Raw genomic sequence first — 24,586 nt, forward strand, 5'->3', positions numbered from 1 at the left:
ACCGTCTATTTTAACCGTTCTTAATAAAAAAAGCGAATTTAACACACATATTGGTGTTTTTTATCAATCAATCACACTTAGGCGATGCCGATTCTTATCAAGCACTGCCTTGCCCACGCCTTTCACATTTTGAAGTTCATCAACACTGACAAACCCTCCTGCTTGCATACGATATTTGACAATGCGTTCAGCGGTGGCCATACCCACACCTTGTAGGTTGGCAAAATCGCCAGCAGTGGCGGTGTTAATGTTTATTCTACCGGCCTGCTTTTTGGCAAGTTTTTGTGCTTTTATCATCGCATCATAGGCACTAATTGCATCACGATAACAAGGTTTTGACGGGCTTTGATCTGGAAAAACCTGCTCCGCCAAGCCATTTTTTGTCGCCATTGCCAGCAATACCACACCAAAAATCAGCCCAATTTTAATGATTTTTCGCACTGTTTTGCCATCTCCCAATAACCATCCTTCTCCAGCTCATCACTTTCTTCAAAAGTCTTGCCAGCGTCTTGTAGCGACTGCTCCACAAAAGCAAATCGTTGTCTAAACTTGTTATTCGCCCCTTGCAGTGCCATTTCACCATCTATGCCCAAATGCCTTGCCAAATTACTCAGCACAAATAAGACATCACCAAGTTCATCTGTGATTTTTGATTTTTGCTCATGAGTTATTTTATCTGTTTTGTAACCAAAATCAGCGTTTGGTAATTCAGCCTTCAACTCATCAATTTCTTCACCAAGTTTATCTAGCACACCGCCCAAATTCGCCCAATCAAACCCCACGCTTGCTGCTTGCTTTTGCAAATTTTGTGCGGTCATCAAAGCCGTTCCAGCCTTAACATTGGACAACAAGCGTTGTGGTTTGGCTTGATTTTCCAATACTTTAATTTCTTCCCAGCGACGCTTGACCTCTTCATCAGTTTTTAGATTTTCTTTATCAAACACATGAGGGTGTCGGCGAATGAGTTTTTCCATAAGATAATAAATAACATCACCAATATCAAACTGAGCATTCTCACCATAAATCTCAGCATGAAAAATGACTTGGAGCAACACATCGCCAAGCTCGCCTTTAATCTCCTGCAAATCATTGGCATAAGTTGCCTCAACAAGCTCATAGCTTTCTTCTAGCAGATAAGGCAAAAGGCTAAGGTTGGTCTGCTTTGCGTCCCACGGGCAATCGCTACGCAGTCGGTGCATTAAGGCAAGTAAATCATTAAAATCACGGCTGGGAGTCATCGCACATTTCCAATAAATCATTGTTAATAAGTAAAGCCCATTATACAAGATAATGGGCTTTGTCGCACCTGACTTAGCGTACTTTTTTCACATCAAAAAGCATGGCTTCTTAGTTTTGGGGCATGGGCAGACAGAAGCAATAACCCAACTGACACTAGGCCAAATCTGCAAATAATGCCGTGGACAGATAACGCTCACCTGATGACGGAATCATCACGACAATATTTTTGCCCACATTCTCTGGACGATTTGCCACTTGCAATGCCGACCACACTGCCGCCCCTGCACTAATACCTACCAAAATTCCCTCTTGTGATGCCATTGCTCTTGCGGTATCAAAGGCATTTTGGGTGGTTACGGTAATGACCTCATCATAAATGGCGGTGTTTAAAATACTTGGGACAAAGCCAGGGGCAAGACCTTGTAGTTTGTGCGAGCCTTTTTCACCGCCACTAAATACAGGCGAGTCAGCTGGTTCTACTGCCACAATTTTAATATTGGGATTTTTTTGTTTTAATACTTCACCCACACCTGTAATCGTACCGCCTGTGCCAATGCCTGCCACCACGATGTCCACCTTACCGTCTGTATCATGCCAGATTTCTAGGGCGGTGGTTTTACGATGAATTTTAGGATTGGCAAGATTATCAAACTGGCGTGGCATAAAATAACCATTTTCTTTGGCAAGCTCATTCGCACGAGCAATCGCCCCAGCCATGCCGTCAGCAGCTGGCGTTAATACCAACTCTGTCCCATAGGCACGCAACAAAGCACGGCGTTCTAAGCTCATGCTCTCAGGCATGGTGATGATCAAACGATAACCACGAGCGGCAGCAACCATTGCCAAGCCGATGCCCGTATTACCCGATGTGGCCTCAATCAGCGTGTCTCCTTTTTTAAGCTCGCCCGTTTTTTCTGCTTCATCAATCATGGATAATGCAATGCGATCTTTGACTGAGCTTGCTGGATTAAAATATTCAAGCTTAGCAAAAATATTGGCATGGCTATTATTTAAAGCGTTTAATTTGACAAGAGGCGTATTGCCAATGAGGTCGGTAATGCTGTTTGCGATATTCATGAATTTTCCTTATTTTAAAGATACGAGATTTTAAAAATACTAGGCTAGCATATCAAATTTTTAGTCAGTTTAACAGCAAAGCCTCAGAAGTTTTTAAGCAAAAAAGGATAAGCATTATTCCAATTTAGACTTTACAAAATAGCATATTTTGACTGGCTAACTTATGATAAAATTGGTTTTATTTCATCAATATTTTATCAATTTGGACACACCCATGAGTCTACACCCCCCTATTGCCATCACTTGTTTTAAAGCCTATGATGTGCGTGGCGAGCTTGATGTGAATCTAGATAATACCATTGCCTATCGTATTGGGCGTGCTTTTGCTGAATATCTCAACCCAAGCTTTGAAAACAGCAAGGTCATCGTCATTGGCTCAGACATTCGCCCAAGTAGTGATGACCTAAAAAAATCTACCATAGATGGCATTTTAGATGCAGGTGTAGATGTCATTGATTTGGGCATGAGTGGCACAGAAGAAGTATATTTTGCCACCAGTTTTTATCACGCTATCGGTGGTATTGAAATCACCGCCAGCCACAACCCCATTAACTACAACGGCCTAAAAATGGTGCGTGAAAACTCCAAACCCATCAGTGCCGATACAGGACTTACCGACATTCGCAAAATTGCCGAGCAAGGTAGTTTTATTACACCAGCTGTTCGTGGCAAATATCAATTAAAGAATGATAAGACCGCCTACATTGATAAACTCATGGGATTTATTGACACTGGCAAATTCACCCCCAAAACAATTGTGATTAACAGTGGTAATGGCTCGGCAGGCCCTGTGGTTGATGAATTAGAAAAACGCTTGGGCAGCCAAATCAAACTGATTAAAATTCACCACCAACCTAACGGCTCATTCCCCAACGGCATACCCAATCCCATGATTATCGCCAACCAAGAAGTGACATCAAAGGCGGTCATCACATATGCAGCAGACTTTGGTGTGGCGTTTGATGGTGATTTTGACCGCTGTTTCTTTTTTGACGAATCAGGTCGATTTATTGATGGTTCTTATGTGGTTAGTATGCTTGCTGAGGCCTTTTTAAACAAGCATAAGGGCGAGAGTATCGTCTATGATCCACGGGTGGTTTATAATACCCAAAGTGTCATTGCTCAGCATGGCGGCATTGCCCAAATCAGCAAATCTGGGCATTCTTTCATCAAACAAGTGATGCGTAAAACACAAGCGGTATATGGCGGTGAGATGTCAGCACATCATTATTTCCGTGATTTTGCCTATTGTGATAGTGGTATGATTCCTTGGCTATTGGTGATTGAACTGTTATCCAACACAGGTAAAAGTCTATCCGAACTGGTTAATGGCTATATTGATGATTTTCCAAGCTCTGGCGAATTAAATTTTCGCCTAAATACACTGACCGCTGATGATATTTGCAAGCAATTAGAAAGCCAATACAGTAAAGACACCCCCAGCAAAAACACCTTAGACGGACTCAGCCTAGACTTTGGTACATGGCGGTTTAATTTGCGTTCGTCTAATACCGAACCGCTGATTCGTCTAAATATTGAAACCAAAGGCGATAAAGCATTATTACAAGCCAAAACCGAAGAGATTTTACAACTCTTAGCAAAAAGCGGTACAATATCAGCCGACGCCTCATTAAGTTTATGAACAATAAAAAAAGACCCAATAACACAGGGTCTTTTTTGTGCTTATATCATCACTTAGGACTTGGGCAATTGATCGCCCATCAAACCCTTGACTGTATGCAGGATATCAGCAGGAATGATGACAGTTTTGGCGTTATCTGATTGTGCCATGTCATTCATCGCCTTGATGTACTGTTCGCCAAGCAGATAAACAAGTGGCAGCTCCTTACCGTCCATCGCCTGTGAAATCAAACGAATTGACTGCTCCGAGCCTTTTGCCAAGACGACTTGTGCTTCGGCATCACGACGAGATGCTTCAAGTCGCCCATCAGCTTCCAAGATTGCTGCTTGCTTCTGGCCATCAGCACGGGTTACCATTGCACGGCGTTGGCGTTCGGCAGCTGCCTGCTCCTCCATTGCCATTTGCATAGTGCTTGATGGTTTGATGTCTTGTATTTCCACGGTTTTTAGCGTAATCCCCCAATCAGCAATATCATCAGAAATGGCGTGTTTTAATTGTGCTTTAATCTGATCACGACTGGACAACGCTGCGTCCAAATCCATCTCACCAATGATAGAACGCAAAGATGTCTGCACCAAATTGCGAATGCCTTGTTCATAATCTTCAATGCCATACACCGCATGAGCAGGCTGCACGATATTAATATAAGCAACAGCATTAGCAATGATGACGACATTATCCCGAGTAATGACCTCTTGGCTTGGTATATCTAATACAATATCTTTTGTGGTAACCTTGTACGCCACCATATCCACATAAGGAATGATAAAATTAAGCCCAGGTTCAAGCGTCTGATGGTATTTGCCCAATCGCTGCACAACCCACTTCTCGCCCTGCGATACCATGCGTACACCCTTTAAAATGGTCAATACCACAAAAACAATCAACACCAGTATCGCCACACTGCCATTGGCCAAAAAATCAAATAGCATGTTTACCTCTAATTTATTTTTGCCTTACTAAAACCATCATGCCTTATTGTAATATTGCAAAAAACCCAGTAAGACAATTACACAAAAATTCAGATACAATTTTTTCGTCAATTTTTTTTAATCAGCTGATACGCTCTCGCCCCTGCTCAATCGCCAACTTCACCGACTGTGGGGCGGTTCCGCCAATATGATTACGAGCATTGAGTGAGCCTTCTAGCGTTAGGCAGTCAAACACATCGCTGTCAATCAAATCGCTAAATTGTCTTAATTCATCTAAGTTAAGCTGTGCCAAATCCACACCCTTTGCCACACCAAGTGCCACCGCACGCCCCACCACTTCGTGAGCGTCCCGAAAGGGCAAGCCTTTTTTGACCAAATAATCCGCCAAATCGGTGGCGGTGGCATAGCCTTTTAAAGTCGCTTGACGCATATTGTCCGCTTTTGGCACAAGATTGGGAAGCATATCGCCAAAGGCAATGAGCGAGCCTGTGAGTGTATCCACCACATCAAACAGTGGCTCTTTGTCTTCTTGATTGTCTTTGTTGTACGCCAAAGGCTGACTTTTCATCAAAGTCAAAAGCGTGGTCAAACTGCCAAACACCCGAGCCGTTTTGCCACGCACAAGCTCTGGCACATCGGGGTTTTTCTTTTGGGGCATAATGCTTGACCCTGTGCAAAAGCGGTCAGGCACTTGCACAAAATCAAATTGTGCCGACATCCACAAAATAATCTCTTCACTCATTCTTGACAAGTGCATCATCAAAATACTGGCATTGCTGGCAAATTCAATAGCAAAATCACGGTCGGACACGCCGTCCAGCGAGTTTTGGCAAATGCCGTCAAAGCCGAGTAATTTGGCGGTCATTGCACGGTCAATGGGATAAGTCGTGCCTGCCAGTGCCGCCGAACCAAGTGGCATTTGGTTGATGCGGTGTCTTGTGTCCATAAACCGCTCACTATCACGATAAAGCATCTCAAACCACGCCATCAAATGATGGGCAAAGGAGATGGGCTGAGCGGTCTGCAAATGGGTAAAGCCTGGCATAATCGTGTCGGTGTGCTTGTCCGCCAAATCAAGCAGTCCTGTTTGCAAACGCTTTAACAACGCTAAAATTTTGTCGGTCTCATCACGCAAATACAGACGAATGTCAGTGGCGACTTGGTCGTTGCGACTGCGTCCTGTATGCAGTTTTTTGCCGACATCGCCAATCAAGGCGGTCAGACGGCTTTCAATATTCATATGCACATCTTCAAGTGCTACTTGCCAAACAAATTTACCGCTGTCAATCTCATCTTTGACTTGATTAAGTCCGTCTATAATGGCTTGACTTTCATCGTTTGTGATAATGCCACACGCCCCAAGCATGGTGGCGTGGGCGATAGAGCCTTGTATGTCGTGGTAGGCAAGGCGTTTGTCAAAATTGACCGAGGCGGTAAATGCTTGCACAAAGGCATTGGTGGCCTCGGTGAAGCGTCCGCCCCACATGGTAGAAGCGTTGTCAGTCATGATGCCTCCTGATTCATTATTCATTTACCTTAAATTTAGCAAATTATAGCACAGCGACGACATAAATTCGGTATCAATGCAGGAAAATTTATATAAAAAATGCTATGATATGATCAGAACAACTTTTTTTCACTTTGCCATCTTAATGATTATTTTACTGGTCAGCACATATGCCACGCTCATACAGCACGCTCACCAAACAACAAGCAATGATGCTCACACACTCATCACAGTAGGCACGGTGCCTGATGCCATCAAAGCCTGCAAGCTACATCAGCCTGCCATCATCATGCTTGATATCTCATCAGCCAACCTCTCATGCTTTGCCGATGAATTTAGCAAATGCTATCAACAGACCACTCGTCCCACACTCATCATTCTTAGTCAAACAAAACCGCCTTCTGAGGAGATTTTAGCATTGGGGATTGGCGGATTTGCTCGTTATGATGACAATCACCTACCACCACTATTGTCGCTAATCACTCACGCACAAAAACCAACTTTAGCACAACAATCACCCAATCAACCCACCATCATCACCCATACACATCGTGGTCATGAGCGAATATTTATTGATGATGTTTTATATTGTCAATCTGAGCAAAAATACACCAAAATTCATCATAAGCACGGCATCACTTATACTGACAGTCCCTTAAAATCACTTGCATTGACTTACCCTAGCGATTTTATTCGCATTCATCGACACACGCTCGCAAGTGTTCGCCACATTCGCCAAATCAGTAATGATGGTACAAAATTAACTCTTTATGGCATGGCAGAACCACTAATCATTTCAAGACGATGCCTGCCAGCATTACGATTAAGGCTGGCAAATTTGGGTAAAATTTGATAAATTTGATGAATCTAGACCAAGCAAAAAGCCATTTGCTCAAATGCGATTATTGTGGTTAAATACCAACATCACAATCAATAACGAAATCTTTATGAATATTCCAAACACACTGACCATCGCCACTCGTCAAAGCCCTCTAGCTCTATGGCAAGCCCATTTTGTTCAAAAAATTCTAGAAAAACTTTATCCTACCATGAAAGTTGAACTGCTAGAAATGGTAACCAAGGGCGATAAGATTCTAGACACACCGCTTGCCAAAATCGGTGGCAAGGGCTTGTTTGTCAAAGAATTAGAAACCGCATTGTATGAAAAGCGAGCCGACATTGCTGTGCATTCATTAAAAGATGTGCCAATGGTATTACCAGAGGGTCTGACCCTAGGAGCATACCTTGAACGCCATGCACCAACCGATGCTTTTGTATCTAACAAATACAAGCACCTAAATGACCTACCAAATGGTGCCGTGCTGGGCACATCAAGCCTACGCCGTGAATGCCAAATCGCCCACGCCTACCCAAATCTTACCATTAAGTCTTTGCGTGGCAATGTTGGCACACGACTGTCCAAACTTGATGATGGTGAATACGACGCAATCATCTTAGCAACCAGCGGACTTGAACGCTTGGGGCTAAACGAGCGTATTTGCCATGAATTAGACAAAAAACTGAGCTTGCCTGCGGTTGGCCAAGGGGCGTTGGCGATTGAATGCCGAGCAGAGGACAGCACAATTTTAAATTTACTCGCCCCGCTAAACCACACCGCCACACGCCTGTGCGTTCTTGCTGAACGAGCCATGAACCGCACACTAGAAGGTGGTTGCCAAGTACCGATTGCAGGCTTTGCCACCATTGATGGCGATACACTCACTTTGCGTGGGCGAGTTGGTAGCATTGATGGCAAAACCCTGTTAAAAAGCAAAGATAACATCACACTAACCCACACAGCAGCTGACGAAATTGCAGCCAAAACCTTAGGCGAGAGCCTTGCCAAAGACCTGTTATCAAAGGGTGCAGACACCATTTTAAAAGAAGTTTACAACAGCTGATTGCACCGATTTACCGTTCATGACCGCACTATTTATTAACACACGCCCCACACACCGTAGCACTGCCTTAAACGAGCTTGGCAATGTGGCTGGCGTGTGCGTGGTCAATCTACCCTTGCTTGCCATTTGTAATTTACCCATCAATGAATGCGAACAGAAAATGATGAACGATTTGCTTGATGGTGCTTATCAAACGCTCATCATCACCAGCGTAGAGTCCGCAAAACGAGCGATTGATTATCTAAAAAAAATAGGATACCAACACGCAAATGATTTACCCCAATCATTTTCCACCCCAATCATTGCAGTAGGTTCTGCCACCGCAAAAGCATTGCAAGCATTTGGTCTATCAGTCATACTGCCCATCACTGCTAATAATGAGAGCATGCTTGAATTGGCTGTGATTAATAAACTTCAAAAAGGGGACAAAGTGCTGATTTGGCGTGGTATGGGTGGTCGCAGACTGCTACAAGACACCTTGTCAGCAAAAGGCGTCAACATTGATGCCATCAGGTGGTACAAGCGAGTGACTCCACCAGATTTAAAAGATACTTATCATGCCATCGCCCCACAGCTTGTTCAAGCTCACAATAACAACACACCCATTTTCATACTGATTGCCAGTCAAATGGCTTTTGAAAATTGGCAAAATCTTGCTTGTCCTTTTGCCAAAAGTATTCGTTATCTGACCCTAGGCGAGCGATTGTTTGAGCTGGTAAAAAACACCCAGCCCAACGCCCAAATTTTACTCATTGATGAACTTGGCAAACAGCACATTGAATCAATGATTACCCAAATTACCAGCACTTGCTAGGCGCCACCTACCCACCAGAATTATCTCCTTTACTCATTTTTTTTCAGCATTTTGTGTCATATCTCCCCTTGAAAAACCATGAAAAGTCTTTATCAAGATAAGGATTTTTTGTTTTTATTGATAAGGTGGAAAAACCATGACTGACGCAACCCAAAACGAGACCATCGCACCACAAGAAACCGCAGAAACGGCGACACAAGAGACCTGCGAGATGACCACAAAAATTGCTCAACTAGAAGCTGAGATTAAAGAGGCAAAAGAGGTGGCGGCACGAGCCAACGCTGAAAGCTACAATGCTCAACGCCGCATGGAACAAGAAACTGAAAAAGCCAAAAAATTTGCCTTGCAAAAATTTGCCAAAGAATTGCTTGATGTGGTGGACAACCTAGAAAGAGGATTGGCCGCCAGCGAGCAAACAGGTGCAGACGAAAGTGTGCTTGAAGGCTTGCGTCTAACACATAAATCGCTACTGTCAGTATTAGAACGCAATGGCGTGGTCGCAGTAGGCGAAGTGGGTGAAGCATTCAACCCTGACCTACATGAGGCGGTCGGTATTTTTCCTAATGCAGACAAAGATGTCATCGGACAAGTTTTGCAAAAAGGTTATATGCTAAACGAGCGTTCCATTCGCCCTGCGATGGTGCTTGTCGGAGCGTGATTGTGGGTGCTTAGATACATCTGATTAAGATATCCTATCTGGACGGACTTGCAATCAAAACTTAAAGCTTTGTGGATTTTATTTTAAATTTCAATGACTTAAAACAAAGTTTTTTATAAAAAAATTTAAAATTTGTCAAATTTTCCCTTGAAAATCAAAATTTGACACAAATATAGCAGACAAGTTTGGCAAAACACAGATTTTTTAAAAGATTTAAAATTATCTAATTTGCTAAAAAATTAACCAAACAAATCGGAGAATAATTATGGGTAAAGTAATTGGTATTGACTTAGGTACAACCAACTCATGCGTTGCCGTTCTAGAAAATGGCAATGTTAAAGTCATCGAAAATGCAGAAGGTGCACGCACCACACCATCTATTGTCGCCTTTAAAGACGGTGAGACTTTGGTTGGTCAATCAGCCAAACGCCAAGCGGTAACCAACCCACAAAACACGCTATTTGCTGTCAAACGCCTGATTGGTCGTCGCTATGATGAGCAAGCAGTACAAAAAGACATTGGTCTTGTGCCTTATAAAATCGTCAAAGCAGACAATGGCGATGCTTGGGTAGAAGCGGGCGACAAAAAACAAGCACCGCCACAAATCTCGGCAGAAGTTTTGAAAAAAATGAAGAAGACCGCCGAAGATTACTTAGGAGAGCCTGTTACCGAAGCTGTTGTTACAGTACCAGCCTACTTTAACGACAGCCAACGCCAAGCCACAAAAGACGCAGGTCGTATTGCAGGGCTTGATGTCAAGCGTATCATCAACGAACCAACCGCTGCTGCCCTTGCTTTTGGTCTTGACAAAAAAGAAGGTGACCGCACAATTGCTGTCTACGACCTAGGTGGCGGTACTTTTGATGTGTCTATCATCGAGATTGCTGATGTAGATGGCGAGCAACAGTTTGAAGTACTTTCAACCAACGGTGACACTTTCTTAGGCGGTGAGGATTTTGATATTGCTTTGATTGACTATCTGGTCGAAGAATTTAAAAAAGAGCAAAATGTCAATCTAAAAGGCGATCCGCTAGCCATGCAACGCCTAAAAGAAGCTGCTGAAAAGGCCAAGATTGAACTGTCAAGCTCAACTTCTACTGAAGTAAACTTACCGTACATCACTGCCGATGCGACAGGTCCTAAGCACTTGGTGATCAACATCAGCCGTGCCAAACTAGAGGCCCTGACCGAAGAGCTAGTGGCTCGTACCATCGCTCCATGCAAAATCGCTCTAGAAGATGCAGGCTTGTCAGCATCTGACATTGACGATGTGATTTTGGTGGGTGGTCAAAGCCGTATGCCATTGGTTCAGCAAAAAGTACAAGACTTCTTTGGCAAAGAGCCTCGTAAAGATGTCAACCCTGACGAAGCTGTCGCCATCGGTGCTGCCATTCAAGGTGCCGTGTTGGCTGGTGATAAAAAAGATGTCTTGCTACTAGATGTAACTCCGCTAACCTTGGGTATTGAAACCATGGGTGGCGTGATGACTGCCATTATTGAGAAAAACACCATGATTCCTACCAAAAAATCACAAGTGTTTTCAACAGCGGCCGACAATCAGCCTGCGGTATCCATTCAAGTTTATCAAGGTGAGCGTAAGATTGCCAACCAAAACAAACTGCTTGGCAACTTTGATCTGACTGACATTCCGCCAGCACCAAGAGGCGTACCACAAATTGAGGTTACCTTTGACATTAACGCTGACGGCATTATGAATATCTCGGCTCGTGATAAAGGTACAGGCAAATCACAATCCATTCAAATCAAAGCAGACAGCGGTCTGTCTGAAGAAGAGATTGAGCAAATGGTGCGTGATGCTGAGGCGAATGCTGAGGCGGATAAGAAATTTGCCGAGCTGGCAAACGCCCGTAACGAGGCTGACGGTCGCATTGGTGCGGTGCAAAAAGCACTAAAAGACAACGCCGATAAAGCCACTAGCGAAGAAAAACAAGCGGTTGAAACAGCCATCAGTGAGCTAGAACTTGCCACCAAAGAAGACGATGTGGAGGCAATCAAATCCAAGATAGAAGCTCTTGACAATGCTTTCTTGCCAATTGGTACAAAGATTTATAGTCAAGAAAGCGGTGCAGGTGCTGAACAGGCCCAACAAGCTCAACAACCTGCTGATGACGGTGTGGTGGATGCTGAATTCACCGAAGTCAAAGATGACAAGTAATCTTTAAGGCGGATTAATAAAAAAATAAGCTCCCATAAAGGGGGCTTATTTTTATCAATCTTACAAATTTTTAAAAACCGTGCAAATCATAATTTTTTTGATTTTATGAATAAATTTTATGAATCAGTCGCACTCCGCTTAGCGTGCGACTGATTCAAATGATGATTTTTATTTTAAAATTTCATCTCCAAAGACACGGTGTAATTACGACCTGGTGCAGCATATCGGACATGATTTGTCCCAGTATCCTGATTGACCGCATTAATAGACGACTGACGCAAACTCTCCCAAGTGCTGTACTTGTAGTTCATCAAATTATGTATACCCGCTCGGACAGTAATATTTTTGTGAGGCATGAAATAGCCTATCAAATCATGCGTATACCAACTACGAGAGCCTTTATTGGGAATGGCCAACGCAATATTGCTACCATAGTAAGCAGAACCAGTCAGTTCATCGGCATTTTTGGCCATAGAGTAGGTAAGGCTATGATTAAAACCCCATTGGCCATCAGGAGCGTCATAACCAACCCCTACCACCATTCGAGCAGGTTGAATGGCATCTAAAATTGGATCGGTGGTCAATGTAAAGCCTTTGTAAATATGACGGTCTTTAACTTTAATATGATTATACGCAATATTAGAATATAGCCCATCAGGCAGTCTATCAGATACGCCATACCAATCAATCTTACCCAGCACATTAACACCCTCCAAAAGAAGATTTTGGATATTATAATAATCACTGATCAGCACCCCATCTTTTTTATCCCCTTTGGCAATTAGGTCCTTGTATTTATTGGTAAAATAGCTGGCTTCAAGTGTACCAAGCCGTCCTGACACGCCCACACCAAACTCATGGTTGGTAGATTTTTCAGGACGAGGAGCTACACGGCTTTTATAATCCTTATCGGTAAGTGCGTTATCTTTTCCAGATGCACCCGTACGAATGCCATACATTTCATAAAAAGCAGGCACTCTAAATCCGTTTGAATAGCGATAAGACAATGCTAAATAGTCCGTTGGGCGTACTGTCAATCCTGCATTGTACGACCAGTTTTTATAGTTACCCACCGCTGTCCATTCATCATCTGAGCGAAATTGGTATGTATCATGTCGAAGACCTAAGCCCAAATCCACCTTGTCGCCAATTTGTATATGATCTTTAAGTGCCCAAAAAGCATTTTTTCCTGTAATGACACGAGCCTGACAGCTGTTATTATCAGCACTGTTTGCATTACAAGCGGTACCCGACTGCATGGCAACTGGCAAACGCTCATACACCCAAGGAGTAATGCCAGTCGCTGCGTGTTTAGCTCCTTTATATAGGGTTTTATATCCGCCCGAAACATAGTTAAACGACAATGCCCCACGATCCAGCACAGATTTAAGATCGCTCACACCAATCAAAGCACCCACATGATGCTTACTTTTGGCAATCTCAAATCTTTTTTCAAGCTTGGTTTGTGCCAGCGTGATACGTTCTTGATATTTATTATGTTCCTTGCCTGACCATGACCAAGGCTTATCTAGGCTTGCTTGGCAACGACCCAGATTAGGATAGTCATTACAACGCATCAAATGCACTGTACTGTCCAAATTTACCACTTGATTATCCAGACTCACCGTTGCTTTATCAAGAAGTCCTTGTTGGTTTGGATTGGTAAACTGATACGACAAACCAAAACGATTTTTTTGATGCACTTCGTCAAAAAATCGTGTGTTACTATATCTGGCACCGTATTTACCAGTATTACCAGCATCAAATACCAAACCGCTTAACGGATTGTTAATATCATCAGGAATGCCCAAATTACCACCCAGAGTTAAAGACTTAACACCATGACTATCCTTGGTGTAATAAGCGGGTAGGGTCATGTCTTGGATATTATAGTACTGTTTGGTATGCTCAATGACCGTCCACAAACGATGGGCATCATCAATACTATAGCCCGCCTTATAAAAAATAGATTTGCTTTTATAATCCATCGGATTGGCATGAACACGGTCACGCCCTGTATATTCTTTGGTGCTGGCAGTTTTTGTAGGATAAAGCGTACGATCAGCCTGAGCCTGCTCTTCGTCGGTTAATATGGGTGTGGTACGCACCGACAATGTGCTACGATTGACCTCAGCAGAAGGCAAAGGTAGGCAATCTAGCGTTGGACAATCATTCTTAACCAAATAATAAGCATTGCTGTAAGTGTTAGGCTGACTACTGATTAAATCATAACGATTAAAATAACCCACCAACGGCTGATAGCTATGCTGTTTGGCATCAATGTCGCTATGGCTAAGAGTTTGCTTACCCTCTCTGTGCGTATAAATCAAGATACTATCAAATTTATCGGCCTGAAACGCCCCTGCTATTGATTGCGTCCACTGATCATTTTTGCTACTATAAGCACTCTTACTGTCCAACCCCCAATTTTTTCCCTGCTTGATGACATCAAAAGCATCTTTGGTAACAAAACCCACTGCACCACCCAAAGCTCCGCTACCATATTCAGCAGAACTGGCCCCTTTACTTAGCTCAATATTTTTAATGTTTTCATATTCAACTTCGTTAATAGCACCGCCACCTGCTTGGGTTTTTAATGCCACATAGGATTGAGCCTGATTTAATCCATCTACCATAATTGCAACACGGTTTTTATCTACACCCCGTATCGCATAGCCTGAGGTTGCACCACGACCTTGCTCCACCACAGAAATACCAGGGTCATAGCGAGTCAGATCACGAATACCAAGTACCAAATCTTTATCTATGTCGGTAGTGCGTTTTACCACCTTGCCCAAACCTGTAATCTCATTAGTCTTGCGTGTTGCTTTTTTTTGCGAGACAATGTCAATATTTTCAAGAACAACAACAGGCTCAATATTGGCATTGTTAGCACTACTGATATTATTGGTATTTTGCTCTTGGGCCCAAGCTGAGTTGCCAAATAATGCCAAACTGACTGCCGAAAATAATAAATTGTATTTATACTGGTGCATATTTTTTCCTATTGCTAGATTAAATTTAGACTAGATACCTAATTGATATCTAGTCCAATGGTTTTTTACAAATTCAGTGATTGGTATTGATATTTAAGGTTTTTTCGTTTGTTTTTTACCCCCAAAAACCACCGCAATACCATCCTCACCCTCTTTTTTATGATGGATAACCCCACCGAGTTCTGAGGCATTAGGCCCATAAAAACCACCAGTAAAACCTGCATTGATATTGACAATCGCAGCAGCACCTGTGCTTTTAGGATCAAGATTGAAGCCACCCTTAGCTGTCTTGGCTGTACCACTAAAACCATTGCCTGCGATCACGCCATTTAACATCAAAGCAGGGCGATCATCCAGACCGTCATTATCAATCAGCTTGCCATCAAACTTCTTGCTACCAAAATCCACCTCAAAAAGACTGCGTGTACCAGACTGTTTATCAGCACTGGCAGATACCGTCCATCTGCGACCATCATCTTTGCTGTCAAAATAGCCCTCCCATGTACCACGATAGTAAGCCTTGCCATCTTTGGGCATTTTGTCAGCTTCGGTACGCTCACCCACCAAAAACAATCTGCCATCTTTTAAGATGATGACACCACCCTCTTGATTGACCGTGCCATAAACACCAAATTTAATATAATCCAAATTGTTACAGCAGACGCTAACAGAAAGTTTTTTACCATTATGATCTACCTGTCTGGTATGGATAAAGTCCATACCAGCAAAGCTAGCAATACCCTCAGGTAATAACGCCAAGCGTTTACCATCAATAATGAGATGGGTGATTTGCCCAAAAGTATCCATGCTAAATTTGTTCAAAGTGGCTGTATCAATGCCAATAGCATCAAATTTATGCTCCAAATTATCATCGCTTAGCTTATCACGCTTGGCAGCAAACACCCCAAATAGTGATTTATTTGTTGCCAAAAACTTACCAGCCAGCTCTTCAGCTTTTTCGCCAAAAAACCCACCTTCAAGCTGTCCATCTTGACCAAAAATGGTATGGCTCTTATCAGTAGCGGTCGCTGTGCCACTAAATCGGTTGCCTTTTAGTGTGGCATTGACTTGGTAACGCTCGGTGTTGGTTTGCTCTGATGCCTTAGATTCGGCAACATAACCATGACTGTATAATTTTCCTGCCAGTGTTTTTGCCCCAAAATCCACCTCAAACTCACTACCATGACCAACTTTAGCACCTTCAATACGGTTGTTGACATACGCATCAAGCGATGTTGCACCCGACAAGTTGCCAGGGCTATTTTGATTATCACTTGTAAAGCCATCAGGCAAAGAGCGAGTCTTGTCAGCATCAGAAGTAAAATCCCAAGTCCCTACATATTTGACTTTTTGGGTAGGCATGATGAATGATGGTGTTGCCCCTTGATAAAATACATAGCCACGAGGCCCCACATATAGCTGGCGTTTTTTCTCGCTGTCAGTTACCCAACTGCCCCCTGCCTCAGTATCAATAATATATCCTGAACGCACATACTGCATATCACGATTACGAGACAGTACGCCTTTATCATGTGAATAAACAATTTCTTCACTGGCCTTGTCTTGTTGGCTCAATAGCTTTTTGTAATGTTCTGGAATGTCTTGCAAACGATGATTGATGATAGAGGCGTCATTGATACTGACCTTATCTGTTTTATTGCCCCGTCTTGGAATTTCGGCAATATACCCCAAAGCAGGCTCCTGACCTTGAACTGCACCATCTAGCGTGCGTCTATCACCTTGCTCATCTTGATAGGTAGGCTCTTTGGGTGTGCTTGGTGCATTTGTGTTTTGTTGTGCACCCTGTGTATTAGGATTTTTAACATGATTGACATCAAAACTGCCGCCATTACTGGCACAAGCGGTCAATAGTAAGGCACCAATCATCACGCTCAGGGGCGTTTTTACATACAATTTCATACAATCCTCCTAAATGGTTTTGTATTTTTATAAAAATAAAGCAATAAAACATTGTTAAGCAATGATATGTTTAAAGAAAAAACCGCTCACAGTAAAGCCATCACAGCTTTTTTTTGATGGACAAATCAGATGAAAACAAAAAAAAACTTAACCACATCTTTGCCTGACAACACTTAACTTGATAACATGACTTAAATAAAAGTCATTTGATAATTATTCATAATTGTAAATAATATTTATTATTATGTCAATACTACAGAAATATTATTTCAATTTGTATCCTCATAAATACACAAATCAATAAAGCGATGGCAAGCCATTAGCAAAAAAAAAATCAGTCCTTACAAAAAAAGAGACTGATTTTTTTATAAAAGTTCTTTATAATAAATTAAAAATATTCATTGATAAGGGACGGGCTGATGTCAGACATACTTTCTCAATTTCTTCCCATTTTCTTGGTTACACTTGGTGTATTTATCCTGTTTTTCTTGTTCATGGGGGTTGGTTATCTGATACAAAAAAAACCTCTCAAAGGCTCATGTGGCGGGGTAGCAACCTTAATGGGCGATGAATATTGCCAATTTTGTGGCAATGACCCTAATAAATGCGAAAGCCTAACCGATGAAAACAAAGAATCAATGCGTACCAAGCAAACCAAGCTAGAGCAAATCACCAGGCAAGCATGAACAAAAAGGGCGTATCAACCACCCTTTATTGATCGCTTGGTTTGTTACTGCGGTTTTATTTATTCCATACGGAGCAGATGTCTGATCAATGTCTGATTGCCAATCTTAACAGTCGGACACACCCACTCGTTGCCTTGCCACTTCATACAATGCCATACCTGTGGCAACGCTGACATTTAGGCTTTGTGGGCGGTCTGGATTGTCAGCCATGGGAATATACACCAAAGTATCACAATACTCTTGGGTAAGCCTTCTCATGCCATCGCCTTCTGAACCCATGATGACAGCGACTTTTCCGCTAAAATCACAAGCATACAAGGGTTTGGCAGTCTCATCAAGTGCTGTACCAAAGACGAACACGCCTGCTTTTTTAAGAATATCAAGACTACGAGCCAGATTGGTTACGGCAATCACAGGGATCACTTCTGCCGCCCCCACCGATACCTTTGCGACCGCTGGTGTCATGGAGACACTTTGATGCTTAGGGACAATGACAGCATCCACGCCCATTGCACTTGCTGAACGCAGACACGCCCCCAGATTATGTGTATCTGTGATTTGGTCCAGTACCAAAAACAGCACATCAGACTTTTGAGCAAGCTCAGCCATATATGTCTCATCATACATTGGTGGCAGTCGTGCCGATAATACAACACCTTGATGCTGATGACTGTCACATAATTCGGACAGCCTGTCCTTATGTGTCATTTGCACACTCACGCCAACCTCTTTTGCCAAAGCAATGATGTCATCGTGTGTCTGGCTGACCAACCCGTCCTCACGAATCTGCACAAACAATGTCAGTGCATCATGTGGACGATACTTTAATAAAGCAATAACAGCATGAACGCCGTAAAAATGCGGGGTGCGATTTGATTTATTTTTAGTATTTTTAGTCGCCAGTTTGACATTTGAATTGGTAGGCTTATTTTTTTTGTCAAACAATTTATCTGATGAACGATGGTTTTTATGTGGTTTTGACATGAAGTTGGCTTGGTTAAGAATGATGTTGCTATTGTGGCAAATTTGTATCAAATTGTCAAAATTTCATCTGTACAAGCAAGGGTTTATACGCACACTGTTCATCAAACCACCCATCATCAATGAAAATTACATTTCATAAATTGCCAAATTCACATAAATTGATTATCATAAACCACCACTTTTTACAAAATAAAGAACATCACTATGCTAGTCTCTTTAAGCCTAAACAATCTTGCCCTAATTGATGCAAAAGAAGTCAGCTTTGATGGGCGATTTAATGTCATCACAGGCGAGACAGGGGCAGGCAAGTCATTGATTTTAGACGCATTATCCTTGTGTACAGGTGAGCGTGCTGATAGTGGTATCGTCCGCCACGGCCATGATGAAGCAAGTGTATTTGGTGAATTTGATGTATCAAATAATGACGAGGTGGCCGCTTGGTTTGCCAAGCATGAACGAGAATTGGAAGAAGATACTCTGCTCATTCGCCGAAAAATCAGTACGCAAGGTCGCTCAAAATCATGGATTAATGGCGTGCCAGCAAGCATCAGCGAACTCAAATCACTTGGGCAAATCCTAGTCAATATCCACTCACAACACGCAGGATTAGAATTACTAAAACCACAATTTATCATCGATTGGCTGGATAAAGTTGGCAAACTCACCTCTCTAAAAGTTGCCACCAAGAATGCTTATCACGCTTGGCAAACCATCAAAAAACAAGCCGACAACACCAAAAGTCAATCAGCACAGCGGGCTGACCGCATGGCATTACTGTCAGCAAAACTCAATGACATCGAGCCACTATTATCGGTAAATCTTCATGAGATCGAGCATGAGTATGACGAGCTATCCAACCTAGAAGCTTTAATGACAGAAGCAATGACAGCGGTGAATATTCTAGATAATCATGACGAACCGAGCGTAGTAAGCCTGCTTGGGCGTGCGATGCGACTGTGTGATCATAGTGCCGATAAAAGCAAATTATTTGGTGAATGTGGTCAGTTACTTGCACTGGCCCAAGAACACATCATGGACGCTGCTGCTAAGCTGTCCGACTATGCCGAGCAATCTTTGCCCGATGAAGAACGCTTGCACGAATTGGACAATCTACTCAGTTTAGCTCATCGCCTATCAAGCAAATACCACACGCCTGCTGACGAACTCATTCATGATGCCAATGATTGGCAGGCCGAACTGGATAAACTTGGTGCCATGCCCGATAATGATACGCTAGATGTGCAAGTCAAAGAGGCTTATAAGGCTTATCTGATGGCGGCCAATGCTCTTGATGAGGCACGCATCGCCATCGCACCAGATGTTTGTAGGCAACTACAAGCACAACTATCGCCATTGGCACTGCCAAACGCACACTGTGAGTTTGCCTTTTATCCCAAAGATGAAAACAGCTACAATACACATGGCAAATACGATATTGCTTTACTGTTTAGTGCCAATGTCGGTATGCCACCACAGCCGCTACACAAAGTCGCCTCAGGTGGTGAATTGTCTCGCATCGCACTTGTGATGCAGGTCATGGTAACAGGCGATGGCAAAGACAATCGTCCAACACTGGTTTTTGATGAGGTTGATGTTGGTATCAGCGGTGGCACAGCACAAGTGGTGGGCGAACTTTTACGCAGCCTTGGCGAATATCAACAACTACTCGCCATCACGCATCAAGCCCAAGTTGCCGCCGCTGCACATCGTCATATTTTGGTATATAAAAACCATGGCGAACAGACAACAAGCGACATCAGCATCATCACAGGCGAATATCAGATTGATGAACTGGCACGAATGTCAGGTGGTGTCAATATCACAGATGCCACACGCGCCCATGTCAAAAGCCTGCTTGCTGACATCACGCAAGATTAAACACATCAGACGCATTAAAAGAATTGACAAACCAACCAAAATAACCAAAAAAACCAAACAATGGCCAATACCAAAAATTTTAAAAATCTTGCTCATCACTTCATCGCGGCCAGACCCAGCCTAGATGATGATCACTTTGCAAACACGCTCATCTATATTTGTCGGCATACCATCGATGGTGCATGGGGCTTTATCATCAATCAACCCCTACCATTTTCAGTCGGCGGACTGCTCAACGAACTTGAATTGCCTAGCTCACAAATCACCATGAACACACCTGCGTTGGATGGTGGTCCGATGCGTCCAGAGGCAGGATTCATACTACACACAGGATTGCCAAATTATCATTCATCATTTGCCATCGGTGAAAGTGTCTGCTTAACAACCAGCAAAGACATTTTAGAACATCTATCAACAGACAGTGTGGCACACTATCTGATGTGCATGGGTTTTTGTAGTTGGAGCGAAGGGCAGTTAGAGGCTGAGGTGGCACAAGGCGATTGGCTTGTTTGCCCATCTGATTTAGAAATTTTATTCCGCACGCCATTTGATGAACGGTTAAATCAGGCTTATGGTAAAATTGGCATCAATCCAGATACTTTTGTCAGCACCGCAGGGTTTGCCTAATGATTGACAGTACACAACCAAAACTCATTCTCGCCCTAGATTTTGGCATCAAAAAAATGGGAATGGCACTGGGCAATTCTCTTACAATGGACGCCCGCCCCTTTGACATCTTGGCAATGAACAACGGTCAGCCAGATTGGGACAACCTACTTGGCATCATTGAGGCTTGGAAAATTAATGAAATTTTAGTGGGCTTACCCATAAACATGGATGGCACAGACTCTATGCTCTCAAAGCGTGCCGCCAAGTTTGCCCGACGCCTATCACACCGCCTAGGCGAACGACACTCTTTGGCTCGTGTGTTCATGTATGATGAACGCCTGTCATCAAGACAGGCCCAAGATTTGGCATGGGAGCGTGGCTGGATATCAAGTGAATACGAACCAATCGACGACATCGCAGCGTGCATCTTGATTGATGGGTATTTTAACGCACCGACGCTTGCCCAATATGTCAGCAGTTATCATGACAAAGAGCATAAGGGCAAAGATTGATTGCCACACGACATTCATTTGTCATTTTAAAATCATTAAATCTTAATAAGCCACCTAACACCACAACATCACACCAAAAACTCATGAATGATCATACCAGCACTCTTATTGCCCGCACCACCGAAACCCTACACCTTGCCAACATCAGCGTATATCTTGGCATGGTTGCCATCATTTGTTTTAGCGTGTTTGGCACGCTAGCAAGCATGGCAAATTTTAAAGACAATGCAATGATTTATTACGCCTTTCATTATCTACCCTATGCATTGATTGGAGTTAGCATACCAATCAGCCTATTTCATCTGTTTTTTTTATGGCGATATCAAATCATGCAGGGTGCAATTTTGGTATTGATATTTTTAACCGCCATGAGTCTAACACTGTTTGCACTGGGTAATTATGCCTTTTACGGCAAGACCACAACCTTTTTTATGGCGATTTTTTTGGCGATGGTGGCGTGGTTTGCCATGCCATATGTATTTAGAGTCAATTTAAGAAAGTTTTTAAATTTTTTGGAAGATAAATCAAGTCAATCAAACAACCCAGAGAATACCTAATGAGCCACATCCTAGATACCAAAGGGTTAATTTGCCCAGAGCCTGTCATGCTACTGCATAAAGCTATCAGACAAGCCAAAAGCGGTGAGCAGATTGAGATTTTTGCTACCGATCCTGCAACAACAAGAGACATTCCAAATTTTTGTCGCCATTTAGGACATATCTTACAAAGCGAAGAGGTGCTGGCTGATGGTAGCTATCGCTATGTCGTGATTAAAAAGTTGGCATAATCATGAGTAAGATTCGTGCTCGCACGCCTAGAATACCCAGCATCAACCATGACGATGCAGACCCCATCTATCTGACAGAATTTCGTACCGCCATGCTGGCTCGTGGCCTGTCTGTACGCACACGCAACGCATACATGACAGATTTGCGTCTTTGCCTAGCAACAACCAATAAGCCTTTAACCAAGTGGGATAAACAAGATGTGTATTATTGCCTACAATCTGCCCAAGCCACAGGTAAAAACCCACGCACCATTGCCAGAATGCTTGCCAGCCTACGCCAATTTTTCTTATGGCAAATCGGCAATGAAGTACGCAAAGACAATCCTTGCGAAGACATCAAAAACCCAAAAATCCAAAAACCCTTACCAAAAGTACTGTCTGAAGACGCCGTTACCCAATTGCTAGAAACACCAGATGGCAGTCTTTTAGGTCTGCGTGATAAGGCCATGCTTGAGATCATGTATGCCTGTGGTTTGCGAGTGAGCGAGCTTGTCAATCTATCACTAGAACAAGTTAATATGAATGCTGGCTGGCTACAAATTACAGGCAAAGGCAATAAAACTCGCCTAATCCCCATGGGAGAATATGCCAAAAATGCCATAGAAAACTATCTAACCTACAGCAGAGGCGAGCTATTGGCAGGAAAAACTGACTGTCAGGCAGTTTTTTTGACCGAACAAGGTGGCTACATGACACGGCATAACTTTTGGCACATGATAAAAAAATATGCCAAACTTGCTGACATCAAAACTGACATATCTCCACATACTCTGCGACACGCATTTGCCACACATTTGGTCAATCATGGGGCAGATTTGCGTAGCGTACAGCTACTTCTAGGACACAGCGATCTATCCACCACGCAGATTTACACCCATGTTGCCACCGCCAGACTTCAAGTGTTGCATGGCGAACACCACCCTAGGGGCTGATCAGACAAATCCACAAATAAGTAAGCAAAGCCAAGCAAGGTAGCCAAGTCTAACACTCCATCATTAGCATCATCTTAGCATCAAAAGCCTGCCAAGCGACAAAAACCAGCGATTATTTTAGAAAAATTGTCAGATTGATGGACTTATTGTATCATAGAACTTTTTAGAAGATTTAAAAGAGCAAGAATATGACCACCACCCTAGCAGACCTACAACACAAAGCCAAATTTTGGCGAGCTGACATCAATTTTTGCCAAGAGGTGCTTGGCAAACCCTTTGATTTTCGTACCACTTGGGGGATTTTTAGCCCAGAAAAGCTTGACGATGGTAGTCTGATGCTACTTGACTACATTGACTTTCGGCACAATGATAATTCTATTGACTTAGGCTGTGGCTATGGCGTACTGGGCATGACGGCGGCTCGTGAATGTCAAGATGGGCAACACCTATTGATTGACAAAGACTTTGTGGCAGTAGAATACGCCAAGCTAAACTGCCAAAAAAATGGTCTTGCCAACACCGAAGTCATGCTATCAAATGGCTTTGCACATGTGCCAAAAGAGCGACAATTTAGCCTTGTGATGAGCAATCTACCCGCCAAGGCAAGCAAAGAACAGCACTATTTGTACCTACTAGATGCCTATGAACGCATGGAAATGGGTGGTCGCTTTTATGTGGTTACCATCAATGGACTTAGAGACTTCATGAAGCGTTCATTCACCGAAGTTTTTGGTAACTCAGACAAGCTAAAACAAGGCAAAACTTATACGGTAACAATGGCAATAAAAGAATAATGGCACCAAGCATGAATCCATTTCGTCTGCCATGGTTTATCAAAAAATACCACAAAAACAAGCCTATTGTTCGTGCTTTGACCACTGGTGAGATTGGCTTAGCTAATAGTATATTTGGCAATTTGATTGATTATGAAACAGTAAAAATCACCAACTGCCCTTATGTCCCATGGCAGCCTGAGAATATCTTCATCGCACCCAATGGTTTTATTTTTGTTGGCGATAGGCATTACCGAGACGACTATTCAGCACACGGCAGGGCATATCAGCAGATCTTTATTCATGAGATGACCCATGTCATGCAATATCAGCACGGCATCAATGTGCTATGGCATGGTGCGATTTTGCAAGCCCTTTATTATTTAACTTTTAAAAAATACAACCCATATCACTATGTCTTTGATGAGCATAAAGATTTTTGGGATTATAATATTGAACAACAAGGCAAAATTGCCGAGCATATCTATTTGGGCTGGTGTAAAAATGTGATTTGTCAGAATAATAAACAATGACTGGTCATATCGATATTAATATCAACATCA

Annotated in this window: 23 protein-coding genes; 15 read left to right on the top strand and 8 right to left on the bottom strand. The window is 42.9% G+C overall.

The window, feature by feature from the left end; all coding sequences use genetic code 11:
• Positions 1-63 precede the first annotated feature (63 nt).
• The 3 genes from U9670_RS05755 to cysK form a co-directional block, all read right to left on the bottom strand.
• Positions 64-441 (bottom strand): ComEA family DNA-binding protein, encoded by a 378-nt coding sequence (locus U9670_RS05755; protein ID WP_323841035.1) that lies wholly within the window; start codon positions 439-441, stop codon positions 64-66.
• Positions 414-1,238 (bottom strand): nucleoside triphosphate pyrophosphohydrolase, encoded by an 825-nt coding sequence (gene mazG / locus U9670_RS05760; RefSeq protein ID WP_323841034.1) that lies wholly within the window; start codon positions 1,236-1,238, stop codon positions 414-416. Before mazG ends, U9670_RS05755 begins: the two co-directional genes overlap by 28 nt.
• Before the next feature lie 154 nt (positions 1,239-1,392).
• Complete coding sequence (cysK, locus tag U9670_RS05765; protein WP_323841033.1) at positions 1,393-2,316, bottom strand: cysteine synthase A; 924 nt, start codon at positions 2,314-2,316, stop codon at positions 1,393-1,395.
• Between the two features lie 214 nt (positions 2,317-2,530).
• On the opposite strand from cysK, the gene U9670_RS05770 reads away from it, so the two are divergent.
• Positions 2,531-3,958 carry a phosphohexomutase domain-containing protein gene (locus U9670_RS05770; RefSeq protein WP_323841032.1) on the top strand — a complete coding sequence of 476 codons (1,428 nt, stop codon included), beginning with the start codon at positions 2,531-2,533 and terminating at the stop codon, positions 3,956-3,958.
• A 53-nt stretch (positions 3,959-4,011) separates the two neighbouring features.
• On the opposite strand, the gene U9670_RS05775 is transcribed toward U9670_RS05770, so the two are convergent.
• Together U9670_RS05775 and argH are read right to left on the bottom strand one after the other, a co-directional pair.
• Complete coding sequence (locus U9670_RS05775) at positions 4,012-4,890, bottom strand: SPFH domain-containing protein (protein WP_416381491.1); 879 nt, start codon at positions 4,888-4,890, stop codon at positions 4,012-4,014.
• 121 nt (positions 4,891-5,011) lie between these two features.
• Positions 5,012-6,397, bottom strand: a complete 1,386-nt coding sequence (gene argH / locus U9670_RS05780; RefSeq protein WP_323841031.1) for an argininosuccinate lyase — start codon at positions 6,395-6,397, stop codon at positions 5,012-5,014.
• Between the two features lie 109 nt (positions 6,398-6,506).
• Here argH and U9670_RS05785 point away from each other — a divergent pair, with 109 nt between their 5' ends.
• The 5 genes from U9670_RS05785 to dnaK all read left to right on the top strand — a co-directional run bounded on the left by U9670_RS05785 (position 6,507) and on the right by dnaK (position 11,946).
• Positions 6,507-7,250: a LytR/AlgR family response regulator transcription factor gene (locus U9670_RS05785; protein WP_323841030.1), complete on the top strand. Its 744-nt coding sequence runs from the start codon at positions 6,507-6,509 to the stop codon at positions 7,248-7,250.
• Between the two features lie 94 nt (positions 7,251-7,344).
• Positions 7,345-8,298, top strand: coding sequence for a hydroxymethylbilane synthase (gene hemC, locus U9670_RS05790; protein ID WP_323841029.1), 954 nt, complete (start codon positions 7,345-7,347; stop codon positions 8,296-8,298).
• A gap of 19 nt (positions 8,299-8,317) precedes the next feature.
• On the top strand, positions 8,318-9,112 hold the full coding sequence (locus tag U9670_RS05795; protein ID WP_323841028.1) for a uroporphyrinogen-III synthase: 795 nt from the start codon (positions 8,318-8,320) through the stop codon (positions 9,110-9,112).
• Positions 9,113-9,248: 136 nt separating this feature from the next.
• Positions 9,249-9,770, top strand: a complete 522-nt coding sequence (gene grpE, locus U9670_RS05800) for a nucleotide exchange factor GrpE (protein WP_323841027.1) — start codon at positions 9,249-9,251, stop codon at positions 9,768-9,770.
• 265 nt (positions 9,771-10,035) lie between these two features.
• A complete protein-coding gene (dnaK, locus tag U9670_RS05805; protein ID WP_323841026.1) occupies positions 10,036-11,946 on the top strand; it encodes a molecular chaperone DnaK in 1,911 nt (636 codons plus the stop codon).
• Positions 11,947-12,119: 173 nt separating this feature from the next.
• Here the strand turns inward: dnaK and U9670_RS05810 are convergent, their stop codons facing one another.
• Together U9670_RS05810 and U9670_RS05815 are read right to left on the bottom strand one after the other, a co-directional pair.
• Complete coding sequence (locus U9670_RS05810) at positions 12,120-14,942, bottom strand: lactoferrin/transferrin family TonB-dependent receptor (RefSeq protein ID WP_323841025.1); 2,823 nt, start codon at positions 14,940-14,942, stop codon at positions 12,120-12,122.
• A 93-nt stretch (positions 14,943-15,035) separates the two neighbouring features.
• Positions 15,036-16,862 carry a transferrin-binding protein-like solute binding protein gene (locus U9670_RS05815; RefSeq protein ID WP_323841024.1) on the bottom strand — a complete coding sequence of 609 codons (1,827 nt, stop codon included), beginning with the start codon at positions 16,860-16,862 and terminating at the stop codon, positions 15,036-15,038.
• 419 nt (positions 16,863-17,281) lie between these two features.
• Between U9670_RS05815 and nqrM the strand changes: the two genes are divergently transcribed.
• Positions 17,282-17,548 carry a (Na+)-NQR maturation NqrM gene (gene nqrM, locus U9670_RS05820; protein ID WP_323841023.1) on the top strand — a complete coding sequence of 89 codons (267 nt, stop codon included), beginning with the start codon at positions 17,282-17,284 and terminating at the stop codon, positions 17,546-17,548.
• Positions 17,549-17,653: 105 nt separating this feature from the next.
• Here nqrM and rlmB read toward each other — a convergent pair whose 3' ends face one another.
• Positions 17,654-18,493, bottom strand: coding sequence for a 23S rRNA (guanosine(2251)-2'-O)-methyltransferase RlmB (gene rlmB, locus U9670_RS05825; RefSeq protein ID WP_416381499.1), 840 nt, complete (start codon positions 18,491-18,493; stop codon positions 17,654-17,656).
• A gap of 243 nt (positions 18,494-18,736) precedes the next feature.
• Between rlmB and recN the strand changes: the two genes are divergently transcribed.
• The 8 genes from recN (at position 18,737) to U9670_RS05865 (ending at position 24,556) form a co-directional block, all read left to right on the top strand.
• A complete protein-coding gene (recN, locus tag U9670_RS05830; protein ID WP_323841021.1) occupies positions 18,737-20,410 on the top strand; it encodes a DNA repair protein RecN in 1,674 nt (557 codons plus the stop codon).
• A 60-nt stretch (positions 20,411-20,470) separates the two neighbouring features.
• Entirely contained in the window at positions 20,471-21,037 is a 567-nt protein-coding gene (locus tag U9670_RS05835) for a YqgE/AlgH family protein (protein WP_323841020.1), read from the top strand.
• Positions 21,037-21,531: a Holliday junction resolvase RuvX gene (gene ruvX, locus U9670_RS05840; protein ID WP_323841019.1), complete on the top strand. Its 495-nt coding sequence runs from the start codon at positions 21,037-21,039 to the stop codon at positions 21,529-21,531. Before U9670_RS05835 ends, ruvX begins: the two co-directional genes overlap by 1 nt.
• Positions 21,532-21,614: 83 nt before the next feature.
• Positions 21,615-22,088, top strand: coding sequence for a hypothetical protein (locus U9670_RS05845; protein WP_323841018.1), 474 nt, complete (start codon positions 21,615-21,617; stop codon positions 22,086-22,088).
• Complete coding sequence (gene tusA / locus U9670_RS05850; RefSeq protein WP_323841017.1) at positions 22,088-22,318, top strand: sulfurtransferase TusA; 231 nt, start codon at positions 22,088-22,090, stop codon at positions 22,316-22,318. The genes U9670_RS05845 and tusA overlap by 1 nt, the downstream gene beginning before the upstream one ends.
• 2 nt (positions 22,319-22,320) lie before the next feature.
• Positions 22,321-23,250, top strand: a complete 930-nt coding sequence (gene xerD, locus U9670_RS05855) for a site-specific tyrosine recombinase XerD (RefSeq protein ID WP_323841016.1) — start codon at positions 22,321-22,323, stop codon at positions 23,248-23,250.
• 188 nt (positions 23,251-23,438) lie between these two features.
• On the top strand, positions 23,439-24,044 hold the full coding sequence (locus tag U9670_RS05860) for a class I SAM-dependent methyltransferase (RefSeq protein ID WP_323841015.1): 606 nt from the start codon (positions 23,439-23,441) through the stop codon (positions 24,042-24,044).
• 11 nt (positions 24,045-24,055) lie between these two features.
• Entirely contained in the window at positions 24,056-24,556 is a 501-nt protein-coding gene (locus U9670_RS05865) for a hypothetical protein (RefSeq protein ID WP_323841014.1), read from the top strand.
• Positions 24,557-24,586 lie beyond the last annotated feature (30 nt).

This window comes from Moraxella tarda (assembly GCF_035181405.1).
GTDB lineage: Bacteria > Pseudomonadota > Gammaproteobacteria > Pseudomonadales > Moraxellaceae > Moraxella.

Excerpts from the sequence above, each read along its gene's own strand:
- U9670_RS05865 (WP_323841014.1), top strand. The coding sequence starts at position 24,056 with ATGAATCCATTTCGTCTGCCATGGTTTATCAAAAAATACCACAAAAAC.
- ruvX (WP_323841019.1), top strand. The coding sequence starts at position 21,037 with ATGATTGACAGTACACAACCAAAACTCATTCTCGCCCTAGATTTTGGC.
- nqrM (WP_323841023.1), top strand. The coding sequence starts at position 17,282 with ATGTCAGACATACTTTCTCAATTTCTTCCCATTTTCTTGGTTACACTT.
- U9670_RS05835 (WP_323841020.1), top strand. The coding sequence starts at position 20,471 with ATGGCCAATACCAAAAATTTTAAAAATCTTGCTCATCACTTCATCGCG.
- U9670_RS05775 (WP_416381491.1), bottom strand. The coding sequence starts at position 4,890 with ATGCTATTTGATTTTTTGGCCAATGGCAGTGTGGCGATACTGGTGTTG.
- cysK (WP_323841033.1), bottom strand. The coding sequence starts at position 2,316 with ATGAATATCGCAAACAGCATTACCGACCTCATTGGCAATACGCCTCTT.
- hemC (WP_323841029.1), top strand. The coding sequence starts at position 7,345 with ATGAATATTCCAAACACACTGACCATCGCCACTCGTCAAAGCCCTCTA.
- tusA (WP_323841017.1), top strand. The coding sequence starts at position 22,088 with ATGAGCCACATCCTAGATACCAAAGGGTTAATTTGCCCAGAGCCTGTC.
- U9670_RS05795 (WP_323841028.1), top strand. The coding sequence starts at position 8,318 with ATGACCGCACTATTTATTAACACACGCCCCACACACCGTAGCACTGCC.
- xerD (WP_323841016.1), top strand. The coding sequence starts at position 22,321 with ATGAGTAAGATTCGTGCTCGCACGCCTAGAATACCCAGCATCAACCAT.
- recN (WP_323841021.1), top strand. The coding sequence starts at position 18,737 with ATGCTAGTCTCTTTAAGCCTAAACAATCTTGCCCTAATTGATGCAAAA.
- U9670_RS05860 (WP_323841015.1), top strand. The coding sequence starts at position 23,439 with ATGACCACCACCCTAGCAGACCTACAACACAAAGCCAAATTTTGGCGA.
- U9670_RS05770 (WP_323841032.1), top strand. The coding sequence starts at position 2,531 with ATGAGTCTACACCCCCCTATTGCCATCACTTGTTTTAAAGCCTATGAT.
- U9670_RS05785 (WP_323841030.1), top strand. The coding sequence starts at position 6,507 with ATGATCAGAACAACTTTTTTTCACTTTGCCATCTTAATGATTATTTTA.
- argH (WP_323841031.1), bottom strand. The coding sequence starts at position 6,397 with ATGACTGACAACGCTTCTACCATGTGGGGCGGACGCTTCACCGAGGCC.
- dnaK (WP_323841026.1), top strand. The coding sequence starts at position 10,036 with ATGGGTAAAGTAATTGGTATTGACTTAGGTACAACCAACTCATGCGTT.
- U9670_RS05815 (WP_323841024.1), bottom strand. The coding sequence starts at position 16,862 with ATGAAATTGTATGTAAAAACGCCCCTGAGCGTGATGATTGGTGCCTTA.
- U9670_RS05845 (WP_323841018.1), top strand. The coding sequence starts at position 21,615 with ATGAATGATCATACCAGCACTCTTATTGCCCGCACCACCGAAACCCTA.
- mazG (WP_323841034.1), bottom strand. The coding sequence starts at position 1,238 with ATGACTCCCAGCCGTGATTTTAATGATTTACTTGCCTTAATGCACCGA.
- grpE (WP_323841027.1), top strand. The coding sequence starts at position 9,249 with ATGACTGACGCAACCCAAAACGAGACCATCGCACCACAAGAAACCGCA.
- U9670_RS05810 (WP_323841025.1), bottom strand. The coding sequence starts at position 14,942 with ATGCACCAGTATAAATACAATTTATTATTTTCGGCAGTCAGTTTGGCA.